Source organism: Microbacterium salsuginis (genome assembly GCF_012524205.1).
Taxonomy (GTDB): domain Bacteria; phylum Actinomycetota; class Actinomycetes; order Actinomycetales; family Microbacteriaceae; genus Microbacterium; species Microbacterium salsuginis.
In genome coordinates this window covers 612137-636543 of the sequence record NZ_JABACI010000004.1, presented here as the reverse complement: position 1 = coordinate 636543, position 24407 = coordinate 612137, and the positions used below count along the sequence as shown (strand labels likewise).

23 protein-coding genes are annotated in these 24407 nt (G+C 69.4%); 7 read left to right on the top strand and 16 right to left on the bottom strand.

Annotated features, from left to right (window positions below):
* Positions 1 to 18: 18 nt before the first annotated feature.
* The gene (locus tag HF576_RS14690) at positions 19 to 636 is read left to right on the top strand and encodes a TetR family transcriptional regulator (protein ID WP_168913535.1); all 618 of its coding nucleotides are present in this window, start codon (positions 19 to 21) and stop codon (positions 634 to 636) included.
* 135 nt (positions 637 to 771) lie between these two features.
* On the opposite strand, the gene HF576_RS14685 is transcribed toward HF576_RS14690, so the two are convergent.
* From HF576_RS14685 to HF576_RS14640, 10 genes are all read right to left on the bottom strand, one after another.
* Positions 772 to 1800: an alcohol dehydrogenase catalytic domain-containing protein gene (locus tag HF576_RS14685; protein ID WP_168913534.1), complete on the bottom strand. Its 1029-nt coding sequence runs from the start codon at positions 1798 to 1800 to the stop codon at positions 772 to 774.
* Positions 1801 to 1809: 9 nt separating this feature from the next.
* Positions 1810 to 2937 carry an aminopeptidase gene (locus HF576_RS14680; protein WP_168913533.1) on the bottom strand — a complete coding sequence of 376 codons (1128 nt, stop codon included), beginning with the start codon at positions 2935 to 2937 and terminating at the stop codon, positions 1810 to 1812.
* Positions 2938 to 2959: 22 nt separating this feature from the next.
* On the bottom strand, positions 2960 to 4447 hold the full coding sequence (locus HF576_RS14675; protein ID WP_168913532.1) for an FGGY-family carbohydrate kinase: 1488 nt from the start codon (positions 4445 to 4447) through the stop codon (positions 2960 to 2962).
* Between the two features lie 2 nt (positions 4448 to 4449).
* On the bottom strand, positions 4450 to 5256 hold the full coding sequence (locus HF576_RS14670) for a BtpA/SgcQ family protein (protein WP_168913531.1): 807 nt from the start codon (positions 5254 to 5256) through the stop codon (positions 4450 to 4452).
* A 53-nt stretch (positions 5257 to 5309) separates the two neighbouring features.
* Positions 5310 to 5924 (bottom strand): DAK2 domain-containing protein, encoded by a 615-nt coding sequence (locus HF576_RS14665; RefSeq protein WP_168913530.1) that lies wholly within the window; start codon positions 5922 to 5924, stop codon positions 5310 to 5312.
* A gap of 1 nt (position 5925) precedes the next feature.
* Positions 5926 to 6927 carry a dihydroxyacetone kinase subunit DhaK gene (locus HF576_RS14660; RefSeq protein ID WP_425523009.1) on the bottom strand — a complete coding sequence of 334 codons (1002 nt, stop codon included), beginning with the start codon at positions 6925 to 6927 and terminating at the stop codon, positions 5926 to 5928.
* Positions 6924 to 8036: an ABC transporter permease gene (locus tag HF576_RS14655; RefSeq protein WP_168913529.1), complete on the bottom strand. Its 1113-nt coding sequence runs from the start codon at positions 8034 to 8036 to the stop codon at positions 6924 to 6926. The genes HF576_RS14660 and HF576_RS14655 overlap by 4 nt, the downstream gene beginning before the upstream one ends.
* Positions 8033 to 9049, bottom strand: coding sequence for an ABC transporter permease (locus tag HF576_RS14650; RefSeq protein WP_168913528.1), 1017 nt, complete (start codon positions 9047 to 9049; stop codon positions 8033 to 8035). Before HF576_RS14650 ends, HF576_RS14655 begins: the two co-directional genes overlap by 4 nt.
* Entirely contained in the window at positions 9049 to 10545 is a 1497-nt protein-coding gene (locus HF576_RS14645) for a sugar ABC transporter ATP-binding protein (RefSeq protein WP_168913527.1), read from the bottom strand. The genes HF576_RS14650 and HF576_RS14645 overlap by 1 nt, the downstream gene beginning before the upstream one ends.
* An 85-nt stretch (positions 10546 to 10630) precedes the next feature.
* The gene (locus HF576_RS14640; protein ID WP_168913526.1) at positions 10631 to 11668 is read right to left on the bottom strand and encodes an autoinducer 2 ABC transporter substrate-binding protein; all 1038 of its coding nucleotides are present in this window, start codon (positions 11666 to 11668) and stop codon (positions 10631 to 10633) included.
* Between the two features lie 198 nt (positions 11669 to 11866).
* On the opposite strand from HF576_RS14640, the gene HF576_RS14635 reads away from it, so the two are divergent.
* Entirely contained in the window at positions 11867 to 12604 is a 738-nt protein-coding gene (locus tag HF576_RS14635) for a DeoR/GlpR family DNA-binding transcription regulator (protein WP_168913525.1), read from the top strand.
* 67 nt (positions 12605 to 12671) lie between these two features.
* Here the strand turns inward: HF576_RS14635 and HF576_RS14630 are convergent, their stop codons facing one another.
* The gene (locus HF576_RS14630; RefSeq protein WP_343234290.1) at positions 12672 to 12992 is read right to left on the bottom strand and encodes an ArsR/SmtB family transcription factor; all 321 of its coding nucleotides are present in this window, start codon (positions 12990 to 12992) and stop codon (positions 12672 to 12674) included.
* Positions 12989 to 13471: an SRPBCC domain-containing protein gene (locus tag HF576_RS14625; protein ID WP_168913524.1), complete on the bottom strand. Its 483-nt coding sequence runs from the start codon at positions 13469 to 13471 to the stop codon at positions 12989 to 12991. Before HF576_RS14625 ends, HF576_RS14630 begins: the two co-directional genes overlap by 4 nt.
* Positions 13472 to 13629: 158 nt before the next feature.
* Between HF576_RS14625 and HF576_RS14620 the strand changes: the two genes are divergently transcribed.
* Genes HF576_RS14620 through HF576_RS14610 form a run of 3 tightly spaced genes read left to right on the top strand, consistent with a single transcriptional unit; the run spans position 13630 to position 18205 of the window.
* Positions 13630 to 14106: a DUF2975 domain-containing protein gene (locus HF576_RS14620; RefSeq protein WP_168913523.1), complete on the top strand. Its 477-nt coding sequence runs from the start codon at positions 13630 to 13632 to the stop codon at positions 14104 to 14106.
* Positions 14106 to 14351 (top strand): helix-turn-helix domain-containing protein, encoded by a 246-nt coding sequence (locus tag HF576_RS14615; protein WP_168913522.1) that lies wholly within the window; start codon positions 14106 to 14108, stop codon positions 14349 to 14351. Before HF576_RS14620 ends, HF576_RS14615 begins: the two co-directional genes overlap by 1 nt.
* Positions 14348 to 18205 (top strand): SCO7613 C-terminal domain-containing membrane protein, encoded by a 3858-nt coding sequence (locus HF576_RS14610; protein WP_168913521.1) that lies wholly within the window; start codon positions 14348 to 14350, stop codon positions 18203 to 18205. Before HF576_RS14615 ends, HF576_RS14610 begins: the two co-directional genes overlap by 4 nt.
* A gap of 14 nt (positions 18206 to 18219) precedes the next feature.
* On the opposite strand, the gene HF576_RS14605 is transcribed toward HF576_RS14610, so the two are convergent.
* Both HF576_RS14605 and HF576_RS20415 read right to left on the bottom strand, forming a co-directional pair.
* Positions 18220 to 18756: a glycine cleavage system transcriptional repressor gene (locus HF576_RS14605; protein WP_168913520.1), complete on the bottom strand. Its 537-nt coding sequence runs from the start codon at positions 18754 to 18756 to the stop codon at positions 18220 to 18222.
* Positions 18757 to 18783: 27 nt separating this feature from the next.
* Positions 18784 to 19437 (bottom strand): DUF305 domain-containing protein, encoded by a 654-nt coding sequence (locus tag HF576_RS20415; protein WP_168913519.1) that lies wholly within the window; start codon positions 19435 to 19437, stop codon positions 18784 to 18786.
* Positions 19438 to 19637: 200 nt separating this feature from the next.
* Here HF576_RS20415 and HF576_RS14595 point away from each other — a divergent pair, with 200 nt between their 5' ends.
* On the top strand, positions 19638 to 21437 hold the full coding sequence (locus HF576_RS14595) for an LVIVD repeat-containing protein (protein ID WP_168913518.1): 1800 nt from the start codon (positions 19638 to 19640) through the stop codon (positions 21435 to 21437).
* A gap of 69 nt (positions 21438 to 21506) precedes the next feature.
* Here HF576_RS14595 and HF576_RS14590 read toward each other — a convergent pair whose 3' ends face one another.
* A complete protein-coding gene (locus HF576_RS14590) occupies positions 21507 to 21884 on the bottom strand; it encodes a hypothetical protein (RefSeq protein WP_168913517.1) in 378 nt (125 codons plus the stop codon).
* Between the two features lie 125 nt (positions 21885 to 22009).
* Here HF576_RS14590 and HF576_RS14585 point away from each other — a divergent pair, with 125 nt between their 5' ends.
* A complete protein-coding gene (locus tag HF576_RS14585; RefSeq protein WP_205835254.1) occupies positions 22010 to 23137 on the top strand; it encodes a polysaccharide deacetylase family protein in 1128 nt (375 codons plus the stop codon).
* Positions 23138 to 23189: 52 nt separating this feature from the next.
* Here the strand turns inward: HF576_RS14585 and HF576_RS14580 are convergent, their stop codons facing one another.
* Entirely contained in the window at positions 23190 to 24380 is a 1191-nt protein-coding gene (locus tag HF576_RS14580; RefSeq protein ID WP_168913516.1) for a glycosyltransferase, read from the bottom strand.
* Positions 24381 to 24407: the final 27 nt, after the last annotated feature.

Genomic DNA, 24407 nt, shown 5'->3' with positions numbered 1-24407 from the left:
CGCGCGTATCATCTAGACGTGCCCCGTCTCGCCGATCACCAGCAGCGCCGCCGCCAGATCACGGACGCCGCGCGCACTCTCGTCGCGCGCAACGGTCTGCGAGCCGCGACATTCCAGGCTGTCGCCGCAGAGGCCGGCGTGTCGGTCCGGCTCGTGCAGTACTACTTCGGCTCGAAGGAAGACGTGCTGCGCGCCACGCGAGAAGCGGTGGCCGCCGACGCCGGCGAACGGTTCGCCGAGCGCCTCGTCGAACTGGGCGAAGACGCGGCACCACGCGATGTGATTCGCGCGATCGTGACCGAGGTTCTGCCGACCGACGCGCGACGGCGGGAGGATGCCATCGTTCTGGACACTTTCTTCCTCGAGTCGCTCACCGGCGAGCGTGATCCAGGCACTCCGACCAGCGACACTGATGGTGCAGCGCAGTACCTCGTCGACATCGTGAGCCAGACCATCGCGCGATCACGCACGGGATCGCCCGAGCAGGAACACGCGGACATCGACGCCCGCCTGATCGTGGCCGCCGCCGCGGGTCTCGCGCAGACGATGCTGGTCGACGCCGCCATCGCCCGGCGTGCCGACGAGCACATCGACCGCCTGCTCGACCGGATGCTGCCCGAATCGGCGGCGGGCTGAGGTCGGCGTCGTCGAGCCGAAAGGCCACTCGGCGCGCTGACCCGCAGCTTCTGGTCAGAGGGACTCGGCGATGTCCTTGATGGCGGCCAGGCGGCGATCCCATTCGGCGCCGACGGCCTCGAGCCGGCGGGCGGTTCAGCTGGGCCGTCGGGTTTCGACGACCGCTCGGGAGCGCAGTCGGCCGTTCGCCAGCAAATCGAGCGCCTCGCCGGCGCGCGACATGTCGAAACGTTCGACCACGGTGCGCACCTCTCCTTCCGAGGCGAGGCGCAGCACTTCGCGCATGTCCCGGCGTGATCCGAGGAGGGACGCCTTGATGACCTGCTCCTTGTTGAAGGGCAGGCTCTCAATCGAGATCGGCACGCCAGTGACCAGCGTTCCGCCCCACTTCAGAGCGCGCAGAGCCTGCGCGGTCACCTCGTCCGAGGGGGCGAAGGTGACTGCTGCGTCCAGGGAGTCCTCGAGCACGGTGCCCGCGTCGACGGCCGAGGCATCCACCGTCTCGTGCGCGCCGAGCTCTCTGGCGACCGTGAGGTGATCCGCGCCGCGCGCAACTGCGACGACCTCGGCGCCGGTGAGCACCGCGAACTGCAGGGCAAGGTGACCGACCCCGCCCAGCCCGAAGATCCCGACCCGCTGGCCCGGCCCGACGTCGAGCTTCTTCACCGCGCCGTAGCCGGTGATCCCAGGGCAGAACAGCGGCGCCGCCTCGACGAGGTCGAGGTTGTCCGGAACGCGGTACGTATGCGCGGCGGTAGCGAGCATGAACTCCCCGAATCCGCCGTTGACGTGCTCGCCGGTGATGAGCCGCTCATGGCAGAGCTGCTCCCGGCCGCTCGTGCAGAACTCGCACTCCTCGCACGTCCACCACAGCGGCTGAACCCCAACAGGATCGCCGACCGCGAAGCCGTCCACACCCGGGCCGAGAGACACGACGCGACCCGTGACCTCGTGACCGGGCACGATCGGGCTGATCGCGGGCACGCCGCCGTCGACCCAGTCGCCTTCGATCAGGTGGAGGTTCGACCGGCACACGCCGCACGCGGCGACTTCGATGAGGAGCTGGCCGCTGCCGGGCTGCGGCGTATTGGTCTCGCGCCAGACGAGCGGATGCTGCGCCAGGGGCGCGGGGGCGTCCAATTCGTTCGCGTACATGTGCGTCATTCCTCTCGTTCAGTCGGCGATGGGTCGGGCGACGGATGCCTCGCGGAGCGCCGGTTGGACGACCCCGTCTCGGATCAGCCATTCGTCATCGACAGAGAGCGAGCCGGCTCCGGCACTGGCTCGCGCACCGGTCCGAAGATCCTTGACGATGTCCCAGTGCAGTGCGGACTCGTTCACGCCGCCGCATTGGGGATACGCGCGCCCGAGCGCGATGTGCACGGTTCCGAGGATCTTCTCGTCGATCAGCAAGTCGCCCGTCGAGGTCTCGAGGGCGGCGTTGGTGCCGATTCCGAGTTCGCCGACGCGACGCGAGCCGCCGTCGGTGTCGAGCAGCTCGCGCACGAAGGCGAGGCCTTCGGTCGCGGTCTCGCGGACGACCCGGCCGTGCTCGAACGTCAGCTCGAGGTCACGCACCCGCACCCCGGCGAAGTAGAACGTGCCCGGAAAGCGGATGACGCCCCGTACGCCGTCCTCGACGGGCGCGGTGGCGATCTCGCCGTCTGGCCAGTTCGCTTCGCCCGAGAAGGCCACCCACCGGCGTTCGGCGACCGGGAGCTCGAGCCGGCCCCACTCGTCTTCGATCACCACCGAGCGCGCGCCGGCCAGCCGCGCGCAGAGCGCATCCATCCGCTCCGCAGCCTCAGGCCAGTCCGCATCGAACGAAGCGGCCCACTCGGCGACGAGCCGCTCGTACTCCAGACCCGTAGCCTGCGCCCACGTCGGGGTTGGTACGCGCACCAGCGCCCACCGGGTGCCCTGCCATCGAAGGGTCGACACGATGCCGCGGCCGTGTCGCAGCGCCGCGATGCGCGCCGGGGCGATGTCGACCAGCGGCGATGTCATCGCGCGGAACGACACGTGCACATCGGACCACTCCATCGCGGCGACCTCGAGCGGAGGTGCCTGTTCGAGCACCGCAGCGTCGGCCCAGCGCAGCGCGCTCTCGTCGAACCGCTCATCGGTCGCCATGACCTGCGGCACGGCACCACGCCGCCAGCACTCGTCGATGAATGCGGCGACCGCGTCCATCGCAGAACCGTCGGTGAAGAACACCGAGACCTTGTCACCCTGCCTCACACCGACTCCGTCGGCGACGAGAGTCGCGATGCGACTCCACTCGATCGTGCTCGTGGTCATCGTTTCCGCCCCTGTCGAAGGATCATCGTCTCCGCCCATGTTGAAGCGGAGCGATCGCGTTGTAGAGCGTGAGGTAATCGTCGTGGTCAGCGGTCAGCACTGCGCGCGTCGCGGCATCCGGCCCCACCGTCTCGCGCACGTGCACCCACTGGCGCACGTCGCCGGGCTCGCGGACGGCACCGGTGCCCAGCGCGGCCAGGAATGCGTCGCCGAATGCGGCTCCGGGCGAGTCGGCGACGACCTGCTCGAGACCGGTCACCGCCGACACCGTGCCGATGATGAAGGGGTTCCTGGTCGCCCCGCCGATGGCCATGACCCGCTCGATCGGTGCGCCTGCAGCACGGAAGGCCAGGATTGCGGCCGAGATCGAGTGGCCGACACCCTCGAGCATGGCGCGGGCGACGTCGGCCTTGGTGTGCTCGAGTCCCAGGCCCATGAGCACGCCACGGCTCGCCGGGTCTTGGAAGGGCGTGCGCTCGCCCGAGAAATGCGGCAGCGCCAGCAGACCTCGTGCGCCCGGCTCGGACTCGGCCGCGAGCTCGATGAGATGCGCGAAGGTCTGCTCGTCCTGATCGACCGTGACACCCAACAGGTCCGCGATCCAGCGGGTCGCGGTGCCCGCGGTCGATGTGCCGGCCGCGAGCACGTACGTCCCCTCGAACACGAACGGCGCCGACCACAGCCGCGCGTCCACCCGCAGGCGGTCGCCCACGCGGATGAAGTAGCCGCTCGAACCGTACATCGCCATGAGCTCGCCCTCGCCCACCACGCCCGAGGCGACGGCTTCGGCGGGCGAATCGGTGGTTCCGACGATCACGGGAGTCCCCGCAGGGATGCCGGTCTCCGCTGCCGCAGCCGCCGTCACCGTCCCCGCGACATCCGTGCTCCAGGCGATCCGAGGCAAGCGCGCGGCATCCGCCCAGTCCTCGCATCCCGTCGTGTCCCATTCACCCGATGCGACGTCGTAGAGCGGGTGGAAGTAGCCCGCGGTCGCATGGTCGATCGTCACGTCGCCCGTGAGCTTCGCCACCAGCCAGGACTGGCTCGTCATGAACCACCGCGCAGCCCGCCAGACGTCGGGCTCTTCGTCCTTGAGCCACGCGATCTTGGGCCCCGCGGACTGGCTGGTCAGAGCGTTGCCCGCGCGGCGGAACACCTCGTCCGCCCCGATCCGAGCGGTGATCCGATCGATCTGTGCCGTGGCCCTCGTGTCGACTCCGTACAGGATCGCCGGGCGCAACGGCCGCAGATCCGCGTCCGTCGCCACCACGCATGGTCCGATCGCGCTCAGTCCCACCCCGGCGATCTCGCGCCCGCGAGGGTGGGACGTGAGCTCACGCGCGATGCCGGTGACATCCGCCCACCAAACCGTCTCAGGATCCTGTTCGACATGGCCCGGGTTCGGCGTGGCGATGCCGTGGCGCCGTCGCGCGTGCGCGATGACCGTCCCGTCTTGGTCGACCAGCACGCCCTTGCTCTCGTACGTGCCGACGTCGATCCCGAGGAACATCGTCAGCGCACGCTCCTCGCGACGCTCATGAGGTCCTTCACCCGCGCCAGGTCGACATCGTTCTCGAACGCGCCGTCCTTCTTGAAGAAGGTGCCGACGATGCCGGCATCGGCGAACTTCATGCTCTCGGCCAGCGAATCGGGGCGCACCCCGGTGTTGACGAACACCGGGGTCGAGCCGGCGTGCTCCTTCACGATCTTCAGGGTCGACGTGTCGGTCGGAGCGCCGGCGGTCAGACCCGACACGCACAGCCCATCCGGCACGCAGTTGAACACCGTCGAGCGCGTCAGCTGCGCCAGGTCGCGCTCGGCGACATACGCTGCAGCCTCGGGGACGATGTTGAAGAGCAGCCTCACGTCGCCGCCCGACACCGCCTGCCGGTGGCGAGCGGTCTTGCCGACATTCGTGTTCCACAGGCCGAAGTCGCTCGCATACACGCCAGTGAAGATCTCGCGCACGAACGCGGCGCCGGTCGCGACGGCCAGGTCGATCGACCGCACCGCATCCCACAGCACGTTGACGCCGAACGGCACCGCGAGCTCGCTGCGGATCTCGCCGATGACGCGAGCCATGCTGATCGCGGTGATCGGTTCGGTCTCGGTGAGGTACGGCAGGCTGAACTCGTTCGAGATCAGGATGCCGTCGACACCGCCCTCTTGAAGCGCAGTGATCTCGTGCCGAGCGTGGGCGATGATGGCGTCCATCCCGCCTGCCTTGTCGTACGCGGGATCGCCGGGCAGAGCGGGCAGGTGGCACATGCCGATGATCGGCTTGGTCACGGGGAAGACGTCGTCGAGCCAGGTAGTCACAGAGGGGTACCGCCTTTAGGTGTTGCTGGTGATGGGTAGGTCGAGAGAGCCGGTCAGCTCGCGGCGGTTCGCCACGATTCCGCGAACCGCAGCAAGGCGGTCGCGCCGGGATCCGCGATCCCGATGCTGCGCTCCTGCAGCCACGAGGCACGGCCGCGCCGTGACTGCAGATCCTTGGTGCGTTCGACGGCATCGGCCGCCGCCGACACCGAGGCTTCGATCGCCGCGTCGGTGTCGGGCGCGTCCGCGAGCGCATCCGCGACGGCGGCGAGCCCGTCGTAGATCGTCTTGTCACCGAGCTGCGTCTTGCCGCGCTGGGCGATGCTTCCGGCTGCGGCAGCCACGAACGCCTGCGCGTCGGCCACCGTGATGTCGGTCTTGTCAGCCCACACGCGCGACCCCGCAAGGAGTGCGCCGGCCACGAGCGCCGCCATCGTCGAGGGATTCGCATTGGCGAACGCCTTCGCGGTCGCGCGGGCGATGTCGGCGGGCGTCGCATCCACGGGCAGCTGCTCGAGCGCGGCGATCACGGCGCTCGAACCGGCCGAGACCGTGATGCCGAGATCTCCGTCGCCGAGCTTCTGGTCGAGATCGCGCAGTTCATCCGCGGACTCGGGCAGCACAGCGAGACTGCGGCGGATATGTGCGTTCAGGTCGGTCGCATTCATGTCAGTGCTCCTGGAAGAACGGTGAGGTGGCCGGCGCGTCCAGCAGCGCCAGTCGTTCGTCGTTCAGCTCGAGCAGCGAGATCGACGCGCCCGCCATCTCGAGACTGGTGGCGTACTCGCCGATGTAGTTCTTCGCGATCTGGATGCCGCGGGCGGTGAGCAGCTGATGGGTCTTGCGGTAGAGCACATAGAGCTCTTCCAGCGGTGTCGCGCCGAGCCCGTTGACGAGCACCGCGACACGCGCGCCGGAGGGGAGTCCGAGGTCGCCCACCAGGGCCTGGACGAGATGCTCCGCGATCTCGTCGGCCGTCTCGAGGGGCACACGGCGGATGCCGGGTTCGCCGTGGATCCCGATGCCGATCTCCATCTCGCCATCGGGCAGCTCGAAGCTGGGCTTGCCGGTGGTCGGCATGATCGTCGGCGCAAGGCCGATGCCCATGGTCGCGGTGTGCTCCACGATGTCCTCGGCGATCGCAGCCACCTCTTCGAGCGAGTCGCCTCGCTCGGCGGCGGCACCTGCCGCCTTGTAGGCGAACAGGATACCGGCGACGCCGCGGCGGTCGTGCTTGCGCTCCTTCGGCTGACTCGCGACATCGTCGCGTCCCAGCACCGTGCGGGTGGGGATGTCGTCGAGCTCGGCGAGATCGACGGCCAGATCGAAGTTGAAGACATCGCCGCCGTAGTTGCCATAGAGGTAGAGCACTCCGGCGCCGCCGTCGACGGCCCTCGTCGCCGCGAGGATCTGCTCGGAGCTCGGCGAGCTGAAGACGTTGCCGATCGCGACGCCCGAGCACAGCCCCTTGCCCACGTATCCCTTGAAGAGCGGCAGGTGTCCCGAACCGCCGCCTGTGACGATCCCCACCTTGCCCCGCTGGGGGGCGTCGGCGCGCACCAGCACCCGCAGATCGTCGCCCGGTGTCCTGACCAGATCCGGATGCGCCAGCAGGATGCCTTCGACGAACTCGTCGACGAACGACCCCGGGTCGTTGATGATCTTCTTCACTGAGATGCGTCCTTTCCACGGCGCTGTGTGGCGATCGCCACGGTCTCGCTGGATGCGGGAGGTGCTGACCTTCGACGTCTTCGGAAGCTGACCTGGTCGAGGATCATGACCGCGATCAGGAGCACGCCCTGCGCGATCGCGTATTCGTATGCCGACAGGCGCAGCGCGGTGAAGCCGCTCGACACGACCTGCAGCGTGAGTGTCGCCAGCACGACACCGAGCACGGTGGCGAACCCGCCGTTCGGGTTGGTACCGCCGAGCACCGCGATCACGATGGCCAGCAGCACGTAGCTCGAGCCGTAGTCCGCACTGGCCGAAGGGTTGCGCGCCAGGAAGATGAGACCCGCGAGGGAGCCCAGCACACCGCTGACGATGTAGGTCAGCATGAGGGTCGAGCGACTGCTGATGCCCGAGTACCGCGCGGCCACGGGGTTGGCACCCTGCAGCTGGATCTTGCGGCCGATCGGCGTGCGGTCGATCACGATCCCGAGCAGGATCGCCACGACGATCAGGATGAGGAAGAGGATCGGCACGCCGATGACTGTGCTCCTGCCGATGCTCGTGAGAGCAGCGGGCGCCCCTGAGATCGTCACGCCACCCGTCCAGACGAGGGCCAGGCCGTTGAAGAGCTGCATGGTGCCCAGCGTCGTGAGAATGGGGGTGACTCCCACGACGCTGATGAGGATGCCGTTCACGGCACCGAGCAGGGCGCCCATGGCGATGCCGGCCAGGATGATGAGCGGCGACATGGCATCGGCCGTCTCGGGCCCGGCCCCCACCGAGATCGCGGTGTACAGCGACGAGACCGTGATCGCCGACACGTTCGCGATCGCGACCACCGACAGATCGATTCCGCCAGTGAGCATCGCGATCATCATCGCCAGCGAGATCAACCCGATCTCGGGTGCGCCGACGCCGATGTTCTGCAGGTTGACGGGGTTCAGGAACACTCTCGGGTTGAGCACCGCGAACAGGGCGAACGTGAGGACGAGCAGCAGCACCATCCGCCCTGCGCCGCGGGGCACCTGCACGCGCGAGATGAGCGAGCCGAAGTTGCTGTCGAGCTTCCGGTTCGCGTCGCGCAAGCCGTTCGAACGGAGGTCGCTCATGCCCGGCTCACCTCCTCTTCGAGAAGAACGGGTCTGCGCCGTGTGCGCATGGCAGCGATCGCCTGGATGCTCACGCCGACGATCAGCAGCACTCCCACCGCCGCGCGCTGCCACGTGCTGGGCACGCCGATCAGCACGAGGTTGTTGTTGATGAGCTGCACGAGCAGGACGCCGAGGACCGTGCCGAGCACCGAGCCGCGGCCGCCGAAGATGGACGCACCGCCCAGCACGACGGCGGCGATGATGTCGAGCTCGGTTCCGACCAGCGACTGCGGGTTGGCGTTCTTGCCCAGGATGACTGAGATCATCCCGCCGAAGGCGGCGAGGGCTCCCACCAGCACGTAGAGCAGCACCTGTGTGCGCACGACCTTGATGCCGACTCGTCGCGCCGCCTCGATGTCGCCGCCGATGGCGAAGATGCTCCGCCCGAAAGTCGTGTATTTGAGCATCCACCACACGAGGATCGCCACGACCACGACCGGGATCAGCATGCCGTGGAGGTAGCCGGCGCCGGGGATGTCGACGAGGTGCGTGTCTCCGGCATCCGTCACACTCGCCGGAAGCTTGGCCGCCGAGATGTAGGCCGAGCCGATGTACGTCAGCAGGATGCCCTTGATGATCCCCTGGGTGCCGAGTGTCACGATCAGCGTGGGCAGCCGGAACCGGGCGATCACGATGCCGTTGACCAGGCCCCACAGCGCCCCGATGACGATGGCGACGGCGAAGACCCCGACCAGCGTGGGATCGAAGCCGGCCTGCGTCGACCACTGCACGGTGGTGTAGGCGGCGAAGATCGCGATCGCAGGGAACGACACATCGATGCCGCCCGAGATCATGACGATCAGCACGCCCAGCGCGAAGATCAACGGCACCAGCGAGCTGCGGACGAGGCCGAAGAAGGTGCCAGGTGTGAAGAACGCGGGGCTCGCGATCGACATGGCGATCACCACGACAAGGATCACCGCCACGAGCACGCCCTCGTTATTCGGGCCACGGAGACGAAGCAGGTCCATCAGGCGGTCATCCTCTCCTGAATGCGATCCACGTCGATCTCGTCGCCGGCGAGCTCGGCGACCAGGCGACCCGCGCGCACGATCAGCACGCGGTGGCAGCTCGAGACGAGCTCGGGGATGTCGTCCGAGATCACCACGATCCCCATCCCGTTCGCGGCCTGTTCGCGGAGGATCGCGAAGATCTCCTCCTTCGATCCGATGTCCACGCCCACGGTGGGGCCGTTCAGCATCAGAATCGACGGCTTGCGGTCGAGCCACTTCGCGATCACGACGCGCTGCGCGTTGCCGCCCGACAGGCTGCGCACGGGCGCGAGCACGTTCGGCGCCTTGATCCGGAGCCTCCGGAACAGGTCGGCCATCGACCGGCCGATGCGCTTGCGATCGAGAAGGAGGGCCCTGCCGCGGTAGGAGTCGAGGGAAGCCGCGACCATGTTGTCGGCGATCGACTTCTCCAGGAACAGCCCCTGCGTGAGGCGGTCTTCGGGCACGTAGCCGATCCCCGCCTTGACGGCATCGTTGATCGAACGGATGCTGCGGGCCCGGCCGTCGATCGTGACAGTCCCGGTGTCAGCCGGCGCGACGCCGAAGATCGCCTCCGCGATCTCGCTGCGACCAGAGCCCAGCAGGCCGGTGATGCCGAGGATCTCGCCCGCCCGCACCGTGAAGCTGACGTCGGCGAACGCTCCCTTGCGACCGAGCCCGTCGACTGCCAGCAGCGGCGCACGACCTTCAGGCAGATCGTCGACGAGGCGCTCCTCGCTGACCTCCCGACCCGTCATCGCCTTCGCGATGCGCCTGCCGGTGTATTCGGACGCCGGGCCCGACTCGACGACCTCGCCGTTGCGGAGCACCGTGACATGTTGCGAGATGCGCAGCACCTCGTCGAGCTTGTGACTGACGAACACGATCGAGACGCCGCGGTCCTGCAGTCGGCGCACGATGGCGAACAGGCGCTCCACCTCGGAATGCGTCAGCGCGGTCGTCGGTTCGTCCATGATCAGCACGCGTGCCTCACCCACGAGCGCGCGGCAGATGGCGATGAGCTGCCGGTCGGCCACCGAGAGCTGCTCGACGTCGGCGTCGAGGTCGATGTTCAGGCCGAGTTCGCCGACGATGCGCTCCGCGGCTGCGCGGATCCGGCGCCGCGACGAGAGCTTGCGGCGATCGGCGAGCTCGCTGAGCATGGCGATGTTCTCGGCAGCGGTGAGGTTGGGGAACAGGGAGAAATCCTGATAGATCACCTGGATGCCGGCGCGGATCGCGCCGGTGGGCGTGGTGTGGGCGAGCGTCTCGCCGTCGATGACGATCTCGCCCGAGTCGGGTCGTTCGACACCGCTGATGATCTTGATGAGAGTGGACTTGCCGCTGCCGTTCTCGCCCGCGAGGCAATGGACCTCACCGGGATCGAGTGTGAGCGACACGCCGCCGAGCGCGCGCACACCGCCGTAGGTCTTGACGATGTCACGCACTTCGAGGACCGTCTGCGCAGGACTCATGAGTGTGCGAGCTCCTTCGAGCCGCCGTGCGGGAGCGCACCGTTGCCGGTGCCCTCCCGCACGGTCGACGAGCTGGTGAATCGGATCAGAAGTCGTACTCGTCGACGTTCGAGGCATCCACGACGACACCGGCGTCACCGGCGAAGACGTTGTCGTAGCCCTCGAGCTTCACGAGCGACTCGTAGCCGGGAATCCCCAGGTCGGTGCCCTCCTCGATCGTGCCGCCGTCGGCAAGGATCTGCGCGATGGCCAGCTGGGCCTTGCCGGCCAGCGCCGGGTCCCAGAAGAAGATCTTGTCGACGGCGCCCGATTCGAGGTAGCTCGCCGAGACTGACGGGATCGACGTGCCCATGACGCAGACGCTGTCGGTCTTGCCGGCCTCTTCCACGGCGCGCGCGATGCCCACGACGTCGGTTCCGGCCGAACCCTGGAAGCCCTTGATGTCGGGGTACTTCGCGAGGAGCTCCTTGGCCTTGTTGTACGCGACCTCCTCGTCCTCTTCGGATTCGATCGGGTCTTCGAGCCGGGTCATCTCGGGGAAGTTGGCCTCCTGGTTCTCCAGAGCGCCTTCCACCCACTCGCTGTGCGAGCCGTTGGTCAGGCGGCCGACGAACTGCACGTAGCCGCCTTCCTCTGCCATGCACTCGGCGAGGTTGTCCATGATCTGCGAACCGTACGCCTTGTTCTCGAACGCCTCGATGTCGATATCGACGTTCTCGATGCCGGCGCCTTCGTGCGAGACGACGATGATGCCCTCGTCGCGTGCTTCGCCGAGGACCGTCGCCAGACCCGCCACGTCGTTGGGGACGACGGTGATCGCCACGGGGTTCTGGGCGATCAGGTTCTGGATGATCTCGACCTGGCCCTCGTTCGTGGCCTGGGCGGGTCCCTCCTGGCGAGCGTCGACGCCGGTCTCTTCGGCCCACTCGTCGACGCCGACCTCCATGCGGTCGAACCAGCCGATGCCGGTGGCCTTGACGACCGTGACGTACGCGCCCTCAGCGCTGGCGCCGCCGTCGGTTCCGGCATCGGTCGCGCCGCCTCCGGCGGTGGTTCCGCAGCCAGCGAGAGCGAACACTGCCGCTCCCGCGAGCAGGGCGATTGCAGGACTCTTTCGCTTCATACTCACTCCTTCGTGGTCGGGGTCGCTTTGCAGCTGTGCGCGTTTGCGACGATCCGTCGCACGATGTTACCCATCGATCTGCGTGATGTCAATCGTTACTGCGCAGATTCTGCGCGATATGCGCGCGTATCTGCGCACTATCGCGCGCTGTGAGCGATATAGTCGATCGGATTACCCCGTGAAAGGAGACCCGCCGCGATGTCGCGACAAGCTCAGATCGTTGAGCTGCTCCTGGAGCGAGGCTTCCAGTCGGTCACCGAGCTCGCAGATGCTTTCAACGTCACGCCGTCCACCGTCCGGCGTGACCTCGAAAGGCTCGAAGCGCGCGATCTCGTGCAGCGCACGCACGGCGGCGCGTTGCCCATACGACAGACCGACGCGCCATTCGACCTGAAGGAGACGCTCCACCGCCGAGAGAAGGTCGCCATCGGCAAGGCGATGGCCGACCGGATCCTCGACGGCCAGACCGTACTGCTCGATAGCGGCACGACCACGTTGGAGGTGGCTCGCCACCTCACGCGTGCCCGCGTCACAGTCGTCACGAACGACCTGCAGATCGGGATGGAGATCGCCGAGCGGCAGAACGCGAGCCTGGTCTTCATCGGCGGCGAGCTGCTGCCCAACGACGTGTCGATGTGGGGACCGACGTCGGTGCAGCAGCTGCAGAACCTGCGCGTCAATGTCGCCATCATCGGCTGCGACACCGTCGTCGAAGACGGGCTCTACAGCACCTCGAGCTACGAGATCGAGCTCAAGCGCACGATGATGTCGATCGCGAGTGAGGCATTCTTCGTCGCCGACAGCTCGAAGTTCGGCCGCGAGGCGTTGTTCAAGGTCTTCGACCTCGACCCGTTCACGGCGGGCATCACCGATTCGCGACTCGATCCCATGCGAGCCTCGGCTTTTCCCGTGCCGCTCATCCGCGCCGCGGTCTGATGGATCGGGCCGGACGCGCAGACGAGATGCGTCCACGCAGCGCGCTGAGCCGCGGCATCCGTTCCCCTCAGAGGGACTCGGCGATGTCCTTGATGGCGGCCAGGCGGCGATCCCATTCGGCGCCGACGGCCTCGAGCCGGCGGGCGATGGACGACAGCTGCGCGCCGACGACGCGATAGCGCACCTCGCGGCCCACGCGCACCGGCTCGACGAGACCGACCTCCTGCAGCACCGTGAGGTGCTTGGCGATCGCCTGGCGCGACACCGGCAAGCGCCCGGCGAGGGCGGATGCCGAGGCATCCGTCTCGCCGAGCGCCTGGAGGATTCTCCACCGCGTGTCGTCGCCGAGGGCGGCGAACACGGGAACCAGGGTCCCAGTCACGGTCACCCCGCTTCGTTCTCGAACAGCGCCGCGAGCTTGTCGAGCTCGCCATTCCAGCCCTTGCCGTGCTCGGCGAGGTTGAACGCGGGGTCGGAGGTGCGCTCGAAGCCGGTCTCGACGACCGTGAGCTCGGTGCCCTCGTCGGTCGCGACCAGGGTGAAGGTGAACACCGTCGAAGTGGCGTCGTCGAGCTCGGCCGACATGGTGCCGCTGGCGTCGTCGTTGCCCCAGCGGTACGAGATCGAGCGCGGCTCGTCGACCGTCTCGACGCGGATCGGGATGCGGGGGCCGTCGGTCCACGACAGCGTGCCGGCGGCCCCGGCGCCCGTGCCGTCGAGTTCGAGGCGTCCGAACCAGCGCGAGACATGCTCGGGCTCGGCGACCGCGGACCACACCTTGTCGACGGGCGCGGCGATCATGATCGTCCGCGTCACCGTGAAGGCGCTGTCGTCGACGATCGAAGGGGAGTTGATGGTCATGCTCATGATGGTGCTCCTTTCGAGGAATTAATGCAACTTCAGCGTTGCATGTCCCCTCTTCAAGTGCAACTCACCTGTTGCATTCGCCCAGCCGCTTGCGCGGCGCGCTCAGTTTATGGCTATTGTTTCTCGATAACTACTTACCGTTTATCGATAGGCAGGCCATGCAGCGCACCACGATCATCCTCCTGAAGATCCTCATCGCCGCCCTGCTGGCACTGCTGCTGGCATGCCAGATCTTCGTGGTGCCGGCAGTGGCGGCCCAGTCCGCCGTGCGGTACTCCGAGATCGCGTATTTCGAGATCCCCGGCACGGTCGTCGGCATCCTCTTCCTGCTGTGCGTGCAAGTCGTGCTGGTGTGCGTGTGGCGGCTGCTCTCGCTCGTGCGCGAAGACAGCATCTTCAGCGAGAGCGCGTTCCCCGACGTCGACGTCAGTCTCGGCGCTGTCGCCTTCGCCACCGTCCTCGTGCTCATCGCTCTCGTCGCTCTGAGTCTCACCGGGTTCATGACGCCCTCGATCACGCTGCTGCTTCTGCTCGGAGTGGTGGTCGGTGCCGGCCTCTCACTGCTGATCGTCGTGCTGCGCGGCCTGCTGCGAAAGGCCTCGCAGCTCGAGCACGACCTCTCGGAGGTGGTCTGATGCCGATCATCATCAACCTCGACGTCGAGCTGGCGAAGAAGAAGATGTCGGTCTCGGAGTTCGCCGCGGCCATCGACATCACCCCCGCCAACGTCTCGGTGCTCAAGAACGGGCGCGCGAAGGCCGTCCGCTTCACGACTCTCGACGCGATCTGCCGCGTGCTGGAATGTCAGCCCGGCGACATCCTGGAGTGGGTGCCCGACGATCACCCGGCAGCGCTGGCGGCGAAGGGCGCAGAGGAGTGAGCACCGAGGCGCCGTCGCGCCGGATCCCCGACTGGAGCGCGAACGCGATCGCGAAGCTCGCCGACACCGTCGGCTGCCCGGTGTGCGAGCGCGGCGTCGTCGACGGACAGCGCTGCCGCCGGTGCGGCGCGGACTTCCGTGAGCTCGGCGCCGAGCTCTGGCAGGCGTCCCGGACTGCGGCCGAGGCGCTGTACGCCCGCCAGGCGGTGCTCGACAGGGTGCCGTCGGTCTGGGCCGCCACGCCGCGCGAATCCGTCACGACCGCCGCAGGAGCGACGGCCTCGGCATCCGGCCCGCGCCCCGTCCCCCTCACGGCAAGCGCGCCGGCCTCGTCCGCCACGGTCCAGTCCGTGCTCGCAGTCGCCGGCGCAGGTCTCGTGGCGATCGCCGCGGGCGTGTTCACGTTCTTCAACCCCGACCTCACCGACGCGCTCGCACGGGCCCTCATCGTCGGCGGAATCGCCACGATGTTCGCCGTGGGCGCCGTGCTGCTCGCCCGCCGGGGCCTGCGGTTCTCGGCCGAGTCGGTCGGGGCGCTGGGCGTCGTCTTCGCGGCGCTCACCGTGACATCGGCCGTCCCGCTGCTTCCGCCCGGCTGGAACGGCTGGGTGCTCTCGGCCCTGTCGACTCTTATGACCGGCAGCGTCCTGGCCACCGTGGGCCTGCGCGTCGGGATCCGCGTGTGGGTGTGGTGCGGAACGATCGCGCTGTCCTTCGCCCCGCTGATGCTCGCGCTCGGGGCAACCAGTGCGCCTGCGACGATCGCGGGATGCCTCGCGTCGGCCGCCGCCGCGAGTGCGCTGGTCGCCGCGACCGGACGCGTGCGCGTCGGCGACGACGGCCGCCTCACCGTCGAGCGCGCCTCGCTCACCGTGGCGCAGTTCCTCTTCGTCGGCGCCGCCCTCGCGAACGCCGCGGCGCTCACGAGCACCGGCGGCGGAGCCGGGTGGCCGGGTGCGATGGCCGGTCCAACAGCGGATCCGGCGTATGTCGTGGTCGCGACGCTGCTGGCGACCGCCGTCGTCGCGGCGTTCTCGGCCGGTCATCCCGCCGGCGGCCTGTGGTCCTTCGTCGCGGGCGGTGCGACGGTGCTCGCCGCGACCGCCGTGCCGTGGACGGCCACCGCCACACTGAGATTCGAGGGTTGGTTCGCGGTCTTTCCCACGGCCGCCGGCATCGGACTGCTCGCGGTCGGCGCCCTGAGGCCGTTGCATCGCCTGGTGCGGCCGGGGCCGCTGTTCGGCGGCGCGGTCACCGTGGTGGGCGCCGTCGCGGCGATCCCGACCGCGACGGCTCTGCTCTCGCTGGCTGCCCTCGCGATGGGCCGAACCGACGGCGGGACTCTGCTGCTCGACGACACGGCGGTCGCTCTCACGATGGGCCTCGCGGTGCTCGCGCTCTCGCTCGGCGGGTTCGCCGCCCTCACGGCGGCACCGCGCGCGGACCGCCCGTCGCACGAACCGATGGCCTCCGCCGCAGCAGGGGCGACAGCATCCGTCCCCGCTCTTTCCGCTGCCGACGCCGGCCCGGCGTCGGTGACCGTCCCCGCCGAACCCCTCGGCACGCGATGGCTCGGCTACCTCGGCGGGTGGTACGGCGTTCTCGCGTTCCTCACCGTGCTGTGCCTGCCGGGTCTCGAGGTGTGGGCGCGCATCGCCATCGCCCTCGGGGCGGCTCTCGTCGTCAGCGCGGTCCTCGCCACGCGACTGCAAAGGGCGTCGGCGGCGGTCCGCATGCCTCTCATGGCCGGGGCGCACGTCGCGGTCGCGCTCGCCGGCGTGCTGTCGTGGGCGGATGCCGCCCTCACGGTGCCGGCGGGCGTGGCGGTCGTCGCGAGCATCGGCGTGCTCGCGGTGACGGTGCCACGGGGCGGCCGGTTCGTCCACGTCGGGGTGGCGTTCGCCTACGGGCTCGTCGTCTTCGCGACCGCGCTCGCGCGCACCGCGCTCGACCCCATCGCGGTGCTGTGCCTCACGACGTGCGCGGCCGGACTCGTCGCGATCGCGGCCACCTTCGCGCGGCGCGTGCCGCCACGCGAATGGCACGCCGTGCTCGTGGTGACCGCCGTGCCGTTCGCGATCGGCGTGGCGCAGGTGGTCTTCGAGCGGAGCGGCTGGACGGCACTTTCGACGACCGTGATCTTCCTCCTCGCCCTCACCCTCGCAACGACTCGGCGTGCGGGCCTCGGGCTCGTCGTGCGCACCGTCGCCGCCGGCATCCTCGTGCCGGCGCTGTCGGTCGTGGTGGTGTGCCTCGGGGCGCAGCTGCTCGCCACGAGCGGCTCCCCCGTGGTGCTCCCGGTGATCGCGCTCATCGTGGCCGCCGTGCTGGGCGCGGGCGCCCTGGTCCGCTCGGAACTGGAGCGGCGGGTCGCACGACGGCAGGCCCGCGCCGCTGGGCTCGCGATCGAGGCATCCGCTCTGGTGACGGCGGCGATCGCCGTCGCGCTGTCACTCACGCGCGAGGCCGCGGGGCTGTCCACCACCGTCGTCGTGCTCGTGGTCCTCGCGATCGGCTTCGGCGCGAGCGCCCTCTTCGCAGGTCGGCGCTACGGCTGGTGGCTCGCCGGCGCCGCCGCGACCGGTGCACTCTGGTGCGTGTGGGGGCTCACGTCGGTGACGGGACTCGAGCCGTACCTGCTGCCTCCTGCTCTCGGTGCGGCGCTCGTCGGCGTGGTGCTCACTGCGCGTGGACGCCCGGCGAGAGGACTCTATGCCGTGGGCCTGGCGCCGGCGGTCGTGCCGACGCTGGTGCTGCTCGCGGTGGCGGGCAGCGGTCAGCTGGGAACGAATGCGCCCGATGCTCCGGATGCCGCGGCCCGCGCCCTCGTGCTGGTCGCCGTCGCGTGGGTCCTGGTCGGCGCCGCCGGCTGGGTCGGCCGAGGCTCGTCCACGACGCTGCGGCGGCTGCGCGCGCTGCGCGCTCCCACGCTGGCGGTCGCGATCGTCGCGGCGGCGGCGAGCGCGGTGCAAGGCGTCCGCTGGGGACTCGGCGCCGACCCGGCACCGGCCGAGACCGTGCCGCTGATCGTGACGAGCCTGGCGTTCGGGCTGGTCGGCGCGGGCGCCGCAGCGGCAGCGGCACGCGGGCTGCGCGCGCGGGCGCCGGAGAAGTCGGTGCTCGCTCGCACCCGCTGGCTGGGTGCACCGTCGGTCCTGATCCTCAGCGTCGCGGCGTGGCCCTCGATCACCCGGGACTGGTTCACGATCTGGACCATGTGGGGGTTTCTGCTGGCCCTGCTGAGCGTCATGGTGCTCGTCGCCGTGCGGGGGCTGCGGCATCCCACCGCCCTTCCTCCGGTGTGGTTCCTGTTCGCGGTCTCGTTCATCACGGCGGTCGTGGCGTGGAGTCCTCGCGACCTCCGCGTGGAATGGTTCTCGCTGCCGCTCGGGTTCTTCCTGCTCGTCGCCGGCGCGGTCGCGACGCGCGTTCCGTCGCAGACCGACCCTGCCCCGACAGCGCCGCCGTCCCGGCTGACCGACTGGCCCGCGGGCTGGCGCGGATCGTGGGCCCTCCTCGCGCCGGGGCTGGTCGTCATGCTGAGCGCCTCGGTCGCGGCGACGTACACCGACCCGCGCACGTGGCGGGCGATCCTGGTCATGGCGATCGCGCTGGTGGCGATCCTGGTGGGCGCCAGCCGGCGGCTCGCGGCGCCGTTCGTGCTGGGCATCGTGGTGCTGCCGGTCGAGAACGTGCTGGCGTTCGCGGTGCAGATCGGCCGCGGCATCGAGGCCATGCCGTGGTGGATCACGCTGTCGGTGGTCGGCGCCGTGCTGCTCATCATCGCCGTCGGCTACGAACGTCGCACCGGCGATGACGCCGGCCTCGCGGCGCGTCTGCGCGACCTGTCGTAGCCGCCGGCCGAGGCTCAGGCCTCGAGTGTCACGTCGACCTGGATCTCGCTCGCGAGCCGCTCGAGCTCGCCGGTGAGTTCGGTGAGGTCGACGGATGCCGGGACCCGGGCGTGCACCGTCGCCTCGAACAGGCGCCCGCCGTACATGGCTGCATCCCGTGTCTGCGTGCTCATGCGGTCGATGCTGACGCCGTGATTGCCGAGCACGGCCGAGATCTCACGCACGATGCCGGGGTGGTCGTTGCCGATGACCTGCAGCGTGAGTGGACGGGGACGGGATGCGGCGGGGTCACCGGCGGGCTCGTCGCCCGGCGCCGCCGCACCCGGGTGGATCGTCACCTCGAGGAGGCCGTCCAGCACCGACAGCGCGGCGCGCAGCTCATCGGCGCGCTCGGGGGCGACCGAGACCTCGACGATGCCGGCGAACGCGCCCGCGAGTTCGGCGAGCTGGCTGTTCTCCCAGTTGCCGCCGTGATTGCCGACGATGTCGGCCACAGCCGCGACGAGCCCGGCTCGGTCGTCGCCGACGAGGGTGAGCACAAGGGTCGTCATGGGGGCCAGCGTACGCGAGCCTCGCGGTCAGCCCGAGAGCTCGGCGAGCATGCTCGACATGCGGGCGATCTCGATGCGCTGGTCGGAGTCGAAGTGGCCCGCGAGCTGCGCGAGATCGGGCTCCGCCCCGTCCACGCTGCCGTACAGCTCGGCGATCATGACGAGCGCGCCCTCGTGGTGACGGATCATCGACTGCAGGAACAGCGCGTCGAACGCCTCGCCCTCCGCGGCTTCGAGCGCGGCCAGCTCGTCCTCGGTGAGCATGCCCGGCATGAGAGTGTGCGCGTGCGGCGCATCCGGATCCCGCACCGGCTCGCCGCGCTGCTGCAGCCAGGACTCGAGCTGGCCCATCTCGTCCTGCTGGCTGACCTGCATGCGCTCCGCAAGGAGACGGATGCCGTCGCTCGAGGCGCGCTCGTCGACGAAGCCGGTCATGACGAGGGCCTGGGCGTGATGGTGCAGCATGTCGCGCACGAAGGCGACGTCGGTGTCGGTGTGCGGCGCCGAAGTGATCTCGAGCTGCTCCTCGGGCGACATCGTGCGGTTGTCCTCGCCTGGTGCGCCCAGCTGCACGACGGGCGCCGTGGAGGTCGGCCGCGGGGGCTGCTCGGTGGCCGTGCATCCGGCGAGCGCCAGCGCGGCGACGAGCACAACGCTCAGCCGGCGGACCACAGCGACCACAGAACGCACCTCCGACGCCGTTGGCGGGTACTGATGTGCCCGGGCATCCGATCCTAGCCACGGACCCCTCCGACCCGATAGATTCGCGACCATCGGCCTCCTGCCCCTTTGCAGATGAAGGGGCCCGCGCCCCCGCACGAAGTCGTGCGCCGTCGCCCCACGGGAGGCTCCGGATCCACGCAGTGAGAGGGGCACGTTCGATGAAGATCACCCGTCCATCCCCGCGGTGGCGCCGACGCACGCTCGCCGGAGCAGCAGCATTCCTGCTCGGCGCGTCGTTGCTGACGGCCGCCGCCGCCTCGGCCGAGGACGACCCCCGCGTCGGCCTCGACCCCGGCTACCTCGACGCCGAGATCGCCGCGAGCAACATCGAGCTGCTCTCGAGCACGCCTCGTGTCGCGCCGTTCGACGCGAACCCGGGCAACTTCGGTTTCGTCAACTCCGACCTCGCCTTCACCGGCGACCACGCCATCGTCGGCAACTTCAACGGCTTCCAGGTCTACGACGTGACGGATGCCGCGGCCCCGACACTGCGGAGCTCCTTCGTCTGTCCCGGCGGGCAGGGCGACGTCTCCGTGTACGGCAACCTGCTGTTCATGTCGGTCGAAGAGACCCGCGGCCGCATCGACTGCGGCACGCAGGGCGCCCCCGGTCCGGTCAACGCGGAGCGGTTCCGCGGCGTGCGGATCTTCGACATCAGCGACATCGACAACCCGGTGCAGCTGCCCGGTGTGCAGACGTGCCGCGGATCGCACACGCACACGCTGGTGACCGACCCCGACGACCCGGGCAACGTCTACATCTACAACTCGGGCACGTCGAACGTGCGCTCCGGCGCCGAGCTGGCCGGCTGCGAGAACGCCGCACTGACCGCCGAGCCGGTCACCACGGGCAACCCGACGCAGTGGCGGATCGACGTCATCCAGGTGCCGCTCGCCGCGCCTGAGACGGCGGCCGTCGTGAGCCAGCCGCGGATCTTCACCGACCCCGCGACCGGCGCGTACAACGGCCTGCAGAACACGATGCCCGGCACACCGCATCCGTCGGGCACCAACTACAGCCCGCTGCCGAACACGAACACGTGCCACGACATCACGGCCTACCCCGAGATCGGCCTGGCCGCCGGCGCGTGCCAGGGCAACGGCATCCTTATGGACATCTCCGACCCGGCGAACCCGGTGCGGCTGGATGCCGTGTCGGACCCGAACTTCTCGTACTGGCACTCGGCGACGTTCAACAACGACGGCACGAAGGTGATCTTCACGGACGAGTGGGGCGGCGGAACCTCGGCGCGGTGTCGTGACACCGACCGGCCGGAGTGGGGCGCGGATGCGCTCTTCGACATCGTCGACGGCAAGCTGCAGTTCGCGAGCTATTACAAGCTGCCGGCCGTGCAGACGACCCAGGAGAACTGCGTCGCCCACAACGGGTCGATCGTGCCGGTGCCCGGCCGCGACATCATGGTGCAGGCCTGGTACCAGGGCGGTGTGTCGGTGATCGACTTCACCGACACGGCGAACCCGGTCGAGATCGCGTACCTCGACCGCGGTCCGGTCGACTTCCCGAACCCGACGGGGCTCAACCTCGCCGGGTACTGGTCGACGTACTGGTACAACGGCCACATCCTGGGCAGCGAGATCGCGCGCGGGTTCGACACACTTGGGCTCACCGAGAGCGCCATGATGTCGGCCAACGAGATCGCCGCGGCCGGAGAGATCCAGCTCGACGAGTTCAACGCCCAGCTGCAGACGAGGCTCGACCACGCGCCGAGCTTCGCCGTGGTGCGGGCGTACGTCGACCAGGCCGAGCGCGCCGGAACGCTGGCCGGCAAGGCGCTGACCGACGTCCGCGGGCACGTCGACAAGGCCGAGATGCTGGCTGCCAAGGGCAACAGCGACTCGGTCGTCGATCACCTCGCGAACGCGGCTCGCAAGTCGGGCCTCGCGGCCGACTCGGACGTCGTCACGGCGCTCACGGAGCTGTCGGCGACGCACGGCTGAGGCCGAGTCTCCAGCGCGACGCTGCCCGGTGACCTCACGGTCGCCGGGCAGCGTCGTGAGCGGGTCGTGTCAGCCGGGCGTGAGCTCGTCCGCGACCGGGAAAGGCAGGCGGAAGCGCTCGAGGACGCCGCCCACCGCGGAGGCGGCGCCGAACTCGTCGGCCACGACGGTGACACCACGCAGGCTGGCCTCGGCGATGCGCACCGGACGCTCGGAGCCGTCCGTCAGGCGCAGGGTCCAGCGGTCCGCGAGATACCCGATGCCGAGCTCTTCGAGCAGTTCTTCGGCCGCCAGCCACTCGATCGGTGTGCGCCGGCCGTCGGCGTCCTCGGGTGTGCGCTCGCGCCCGAGCAGGTCGCGCACGCGGAATCCGTCGCCATCGGGCACGATCCAGCCGACGATCTCGCCGTCGGCACGGCGGTGTTCGATCCAGTCAACGGGCAGCACGGCTACCGAGCGTAGCGGTGCAGGCGGATATGATCCCCCTGACGACCGGCGCATGGGGGTGCGCGGTCCTGACCGTGGGGAAACGCATGGCCGCTCCAGGCACGTCTTCATCCCGACGGGCGTCGTTGCGACGCCGTCGGATCTTCGTCGGCGTCGTCGGCGCGGTCGTGCTGCTCGGAGTCGCCGGCAGCATCACGGCCGTCGCACTCGCTCGGCAGGGAACGGATGCCCCGGCCGCGACCGCCGGAACGCCCTCGGCCAGTGCCGCCCCGACACCGACCCCCACGCCGCTCACCCCAGAGGAGCAGCTGCTCGCGACGAGCGGCGACCCCGCGGCATGCGCGGTGAGCTTCGTCGGGGAGGGCATCGCCGATCCGCCGATGCTGCAGACCCAGGGCGCCCTGTTCGCGGGCCTGCCGATCCCGGCGCGGGAGGGCCTCGTCTTCGCCGGCTGGTACGCGACGCCCGAGGACGCGGCGGCGTTCGCCATCCCGGGCAGGGTGAACGGCTCGGAGCCCGTCGCGTGCGTCGACCAGCGCGTCACGCTGCACGGCAGCTGGATGAGCCCCGAGCAGAACGCGGCCGAGGATGCCCGCATCCCGATCCTCATGTACCACCAGTTCACCGACCGGCCGGAGGGTCTCGCACCCGACCACCCGGAGTATTGGCTCAAGGGCAATTACGCCTACATCGGCGACTTCGACGCCCACCTGAATCACATCGCGACTACCGGCTTCTATCTGCCGACGTGGGACGAGCTATCGGCGTTCATCGACGGGCGGCTGTTCCTGCCGAACCACTCCGTCATCGTCACGGACGACGACGCCCATCAGACGTGGCTCGACATGGCAGTCCCCGTCGTCGACAAGCACAAGATGCTGACGACATCCTTCGTGATCACGGCCTACCGGCAGGACCCGGCACCGTCGCCGTACGTGCTTCAGCGCTCGCACACCCACGACATGCACCAGGCGGGCGCCAACGGCGACGGGCGGATCGTCAACTGGACGGTGCCCGAGATCGTCGCCGACATGGAGGCCTCGGCCGGCGTGCTGGGCGCCAAAGAAGTGATGGCCTATCCATTCGGCCACTACAACGACACCGCGAAGGAAGCGCTGCGGCAGGCCCGATGGGAGATGGCCCGCACGATCGAGCCGGGCTACGTCACGATCGGCACCGACAAGCTCGCTCTGCCCACGATCCGCATCAACTACGGCATGGGCCTGGATGCGTTGGTGGGGCTGATCGGCTGAGGGCGCCGACGAGAACTCGCCGGGGCTACAGCTCGCCGGGCTGAAGCCCGGGCTAGAGCTCGCCCGGCGCCGTCGCCTGGGCGTCGAGCTCCTCGACGAACCTGCGGGCGGGGCTCGGCTCGGCGCCCGGCTTGCGGGGCGCGTACACGACGAGCGAGTGGAACACGAAGCGGACGAAGAACGCGACGACCAGCGTGAGCGCCGTCGCCACGACGGCGGAGAAGTGCCACGACTCGACCATGAGCGCGATGATCGGGATGCGCACCAGCGCCTCGGCGTTGTTGAACGTGAACGACTTCGCGAAGCGCAGCCAGCCGCTCGCCGCGGAGTGCCGCATGTCGTGGAAGACGAAGCGCTCCTGCAGCAGGAAGTTGCCGATGATGGTCGCCTCGGCCGCGATGATCGCCGCGACGATGTAGCCGACTCCCAGCTGCGTGAGCGCCCAGACGATCGCGACGTTCGCCACGGCGCCGAGGCCTCCGATGACCGCGAACAGCGACATCTTGCCGAAGCGCAGCGCCGTCAGCTGCGTGAGGAAGTGCACGCCCTGGCGCACCGACGCCTTCGACTCCCCGGCATGCCGGTCGGCGAAATCGAACGGCACCTCGGCGACCCGCAGCGGGCGGCGCGCGAGGATCTCGAGCAGGATCTTGAAGCCTCGGGGGCGCAGCATCGCCTGGTCGACGGCGCGGCGGTCGATCAGGAAGAACCCCGTCATCGGGTCGCTGACGTCCTTGAGCCGGATCGGGAACATCGCCCGCGTGACGGCCGTCGACACCTTCGACACGAGCACACGCGTGCGATCGGCGAGGCCGTGCGACGTGCCGCCGCCGGCGTAGCGCGAGCCGACCACCACGTCGACGTCGCCGCGCGAGAAGCGTTCCCACAGCTCGGGGATCTTCTCGGGCGGGTGCTGCAGGTCACCGTCGATCACGAGGCACGCGTCGGATTCGGCCGCGGTGAACCCTTCGAGCACGGCGCCCCCGAGTCCGCCCGTGGCGATCGTGCGGTGGATGAGGCGGACCGGAAGGGATGCGGATGCGGCGACCTCGCGGATCACGTCGGGTGTGGCATCCGTGCTGTCGTCCACGAAGACGATCTCGGCCTCGAACCCGCCGGGAATGCCCGGCTCGCCCGCCGCACTCTCCACGGCCACACGCTCTAATGCAGCGCAGACGCGACGAACGAGCTCCGCGACGTTGGGAGCCTCGTTGTAAGTGGGGACGATGATCGACAGCTGCACTGCGGCCCATCCTCCCACGCGGAAATG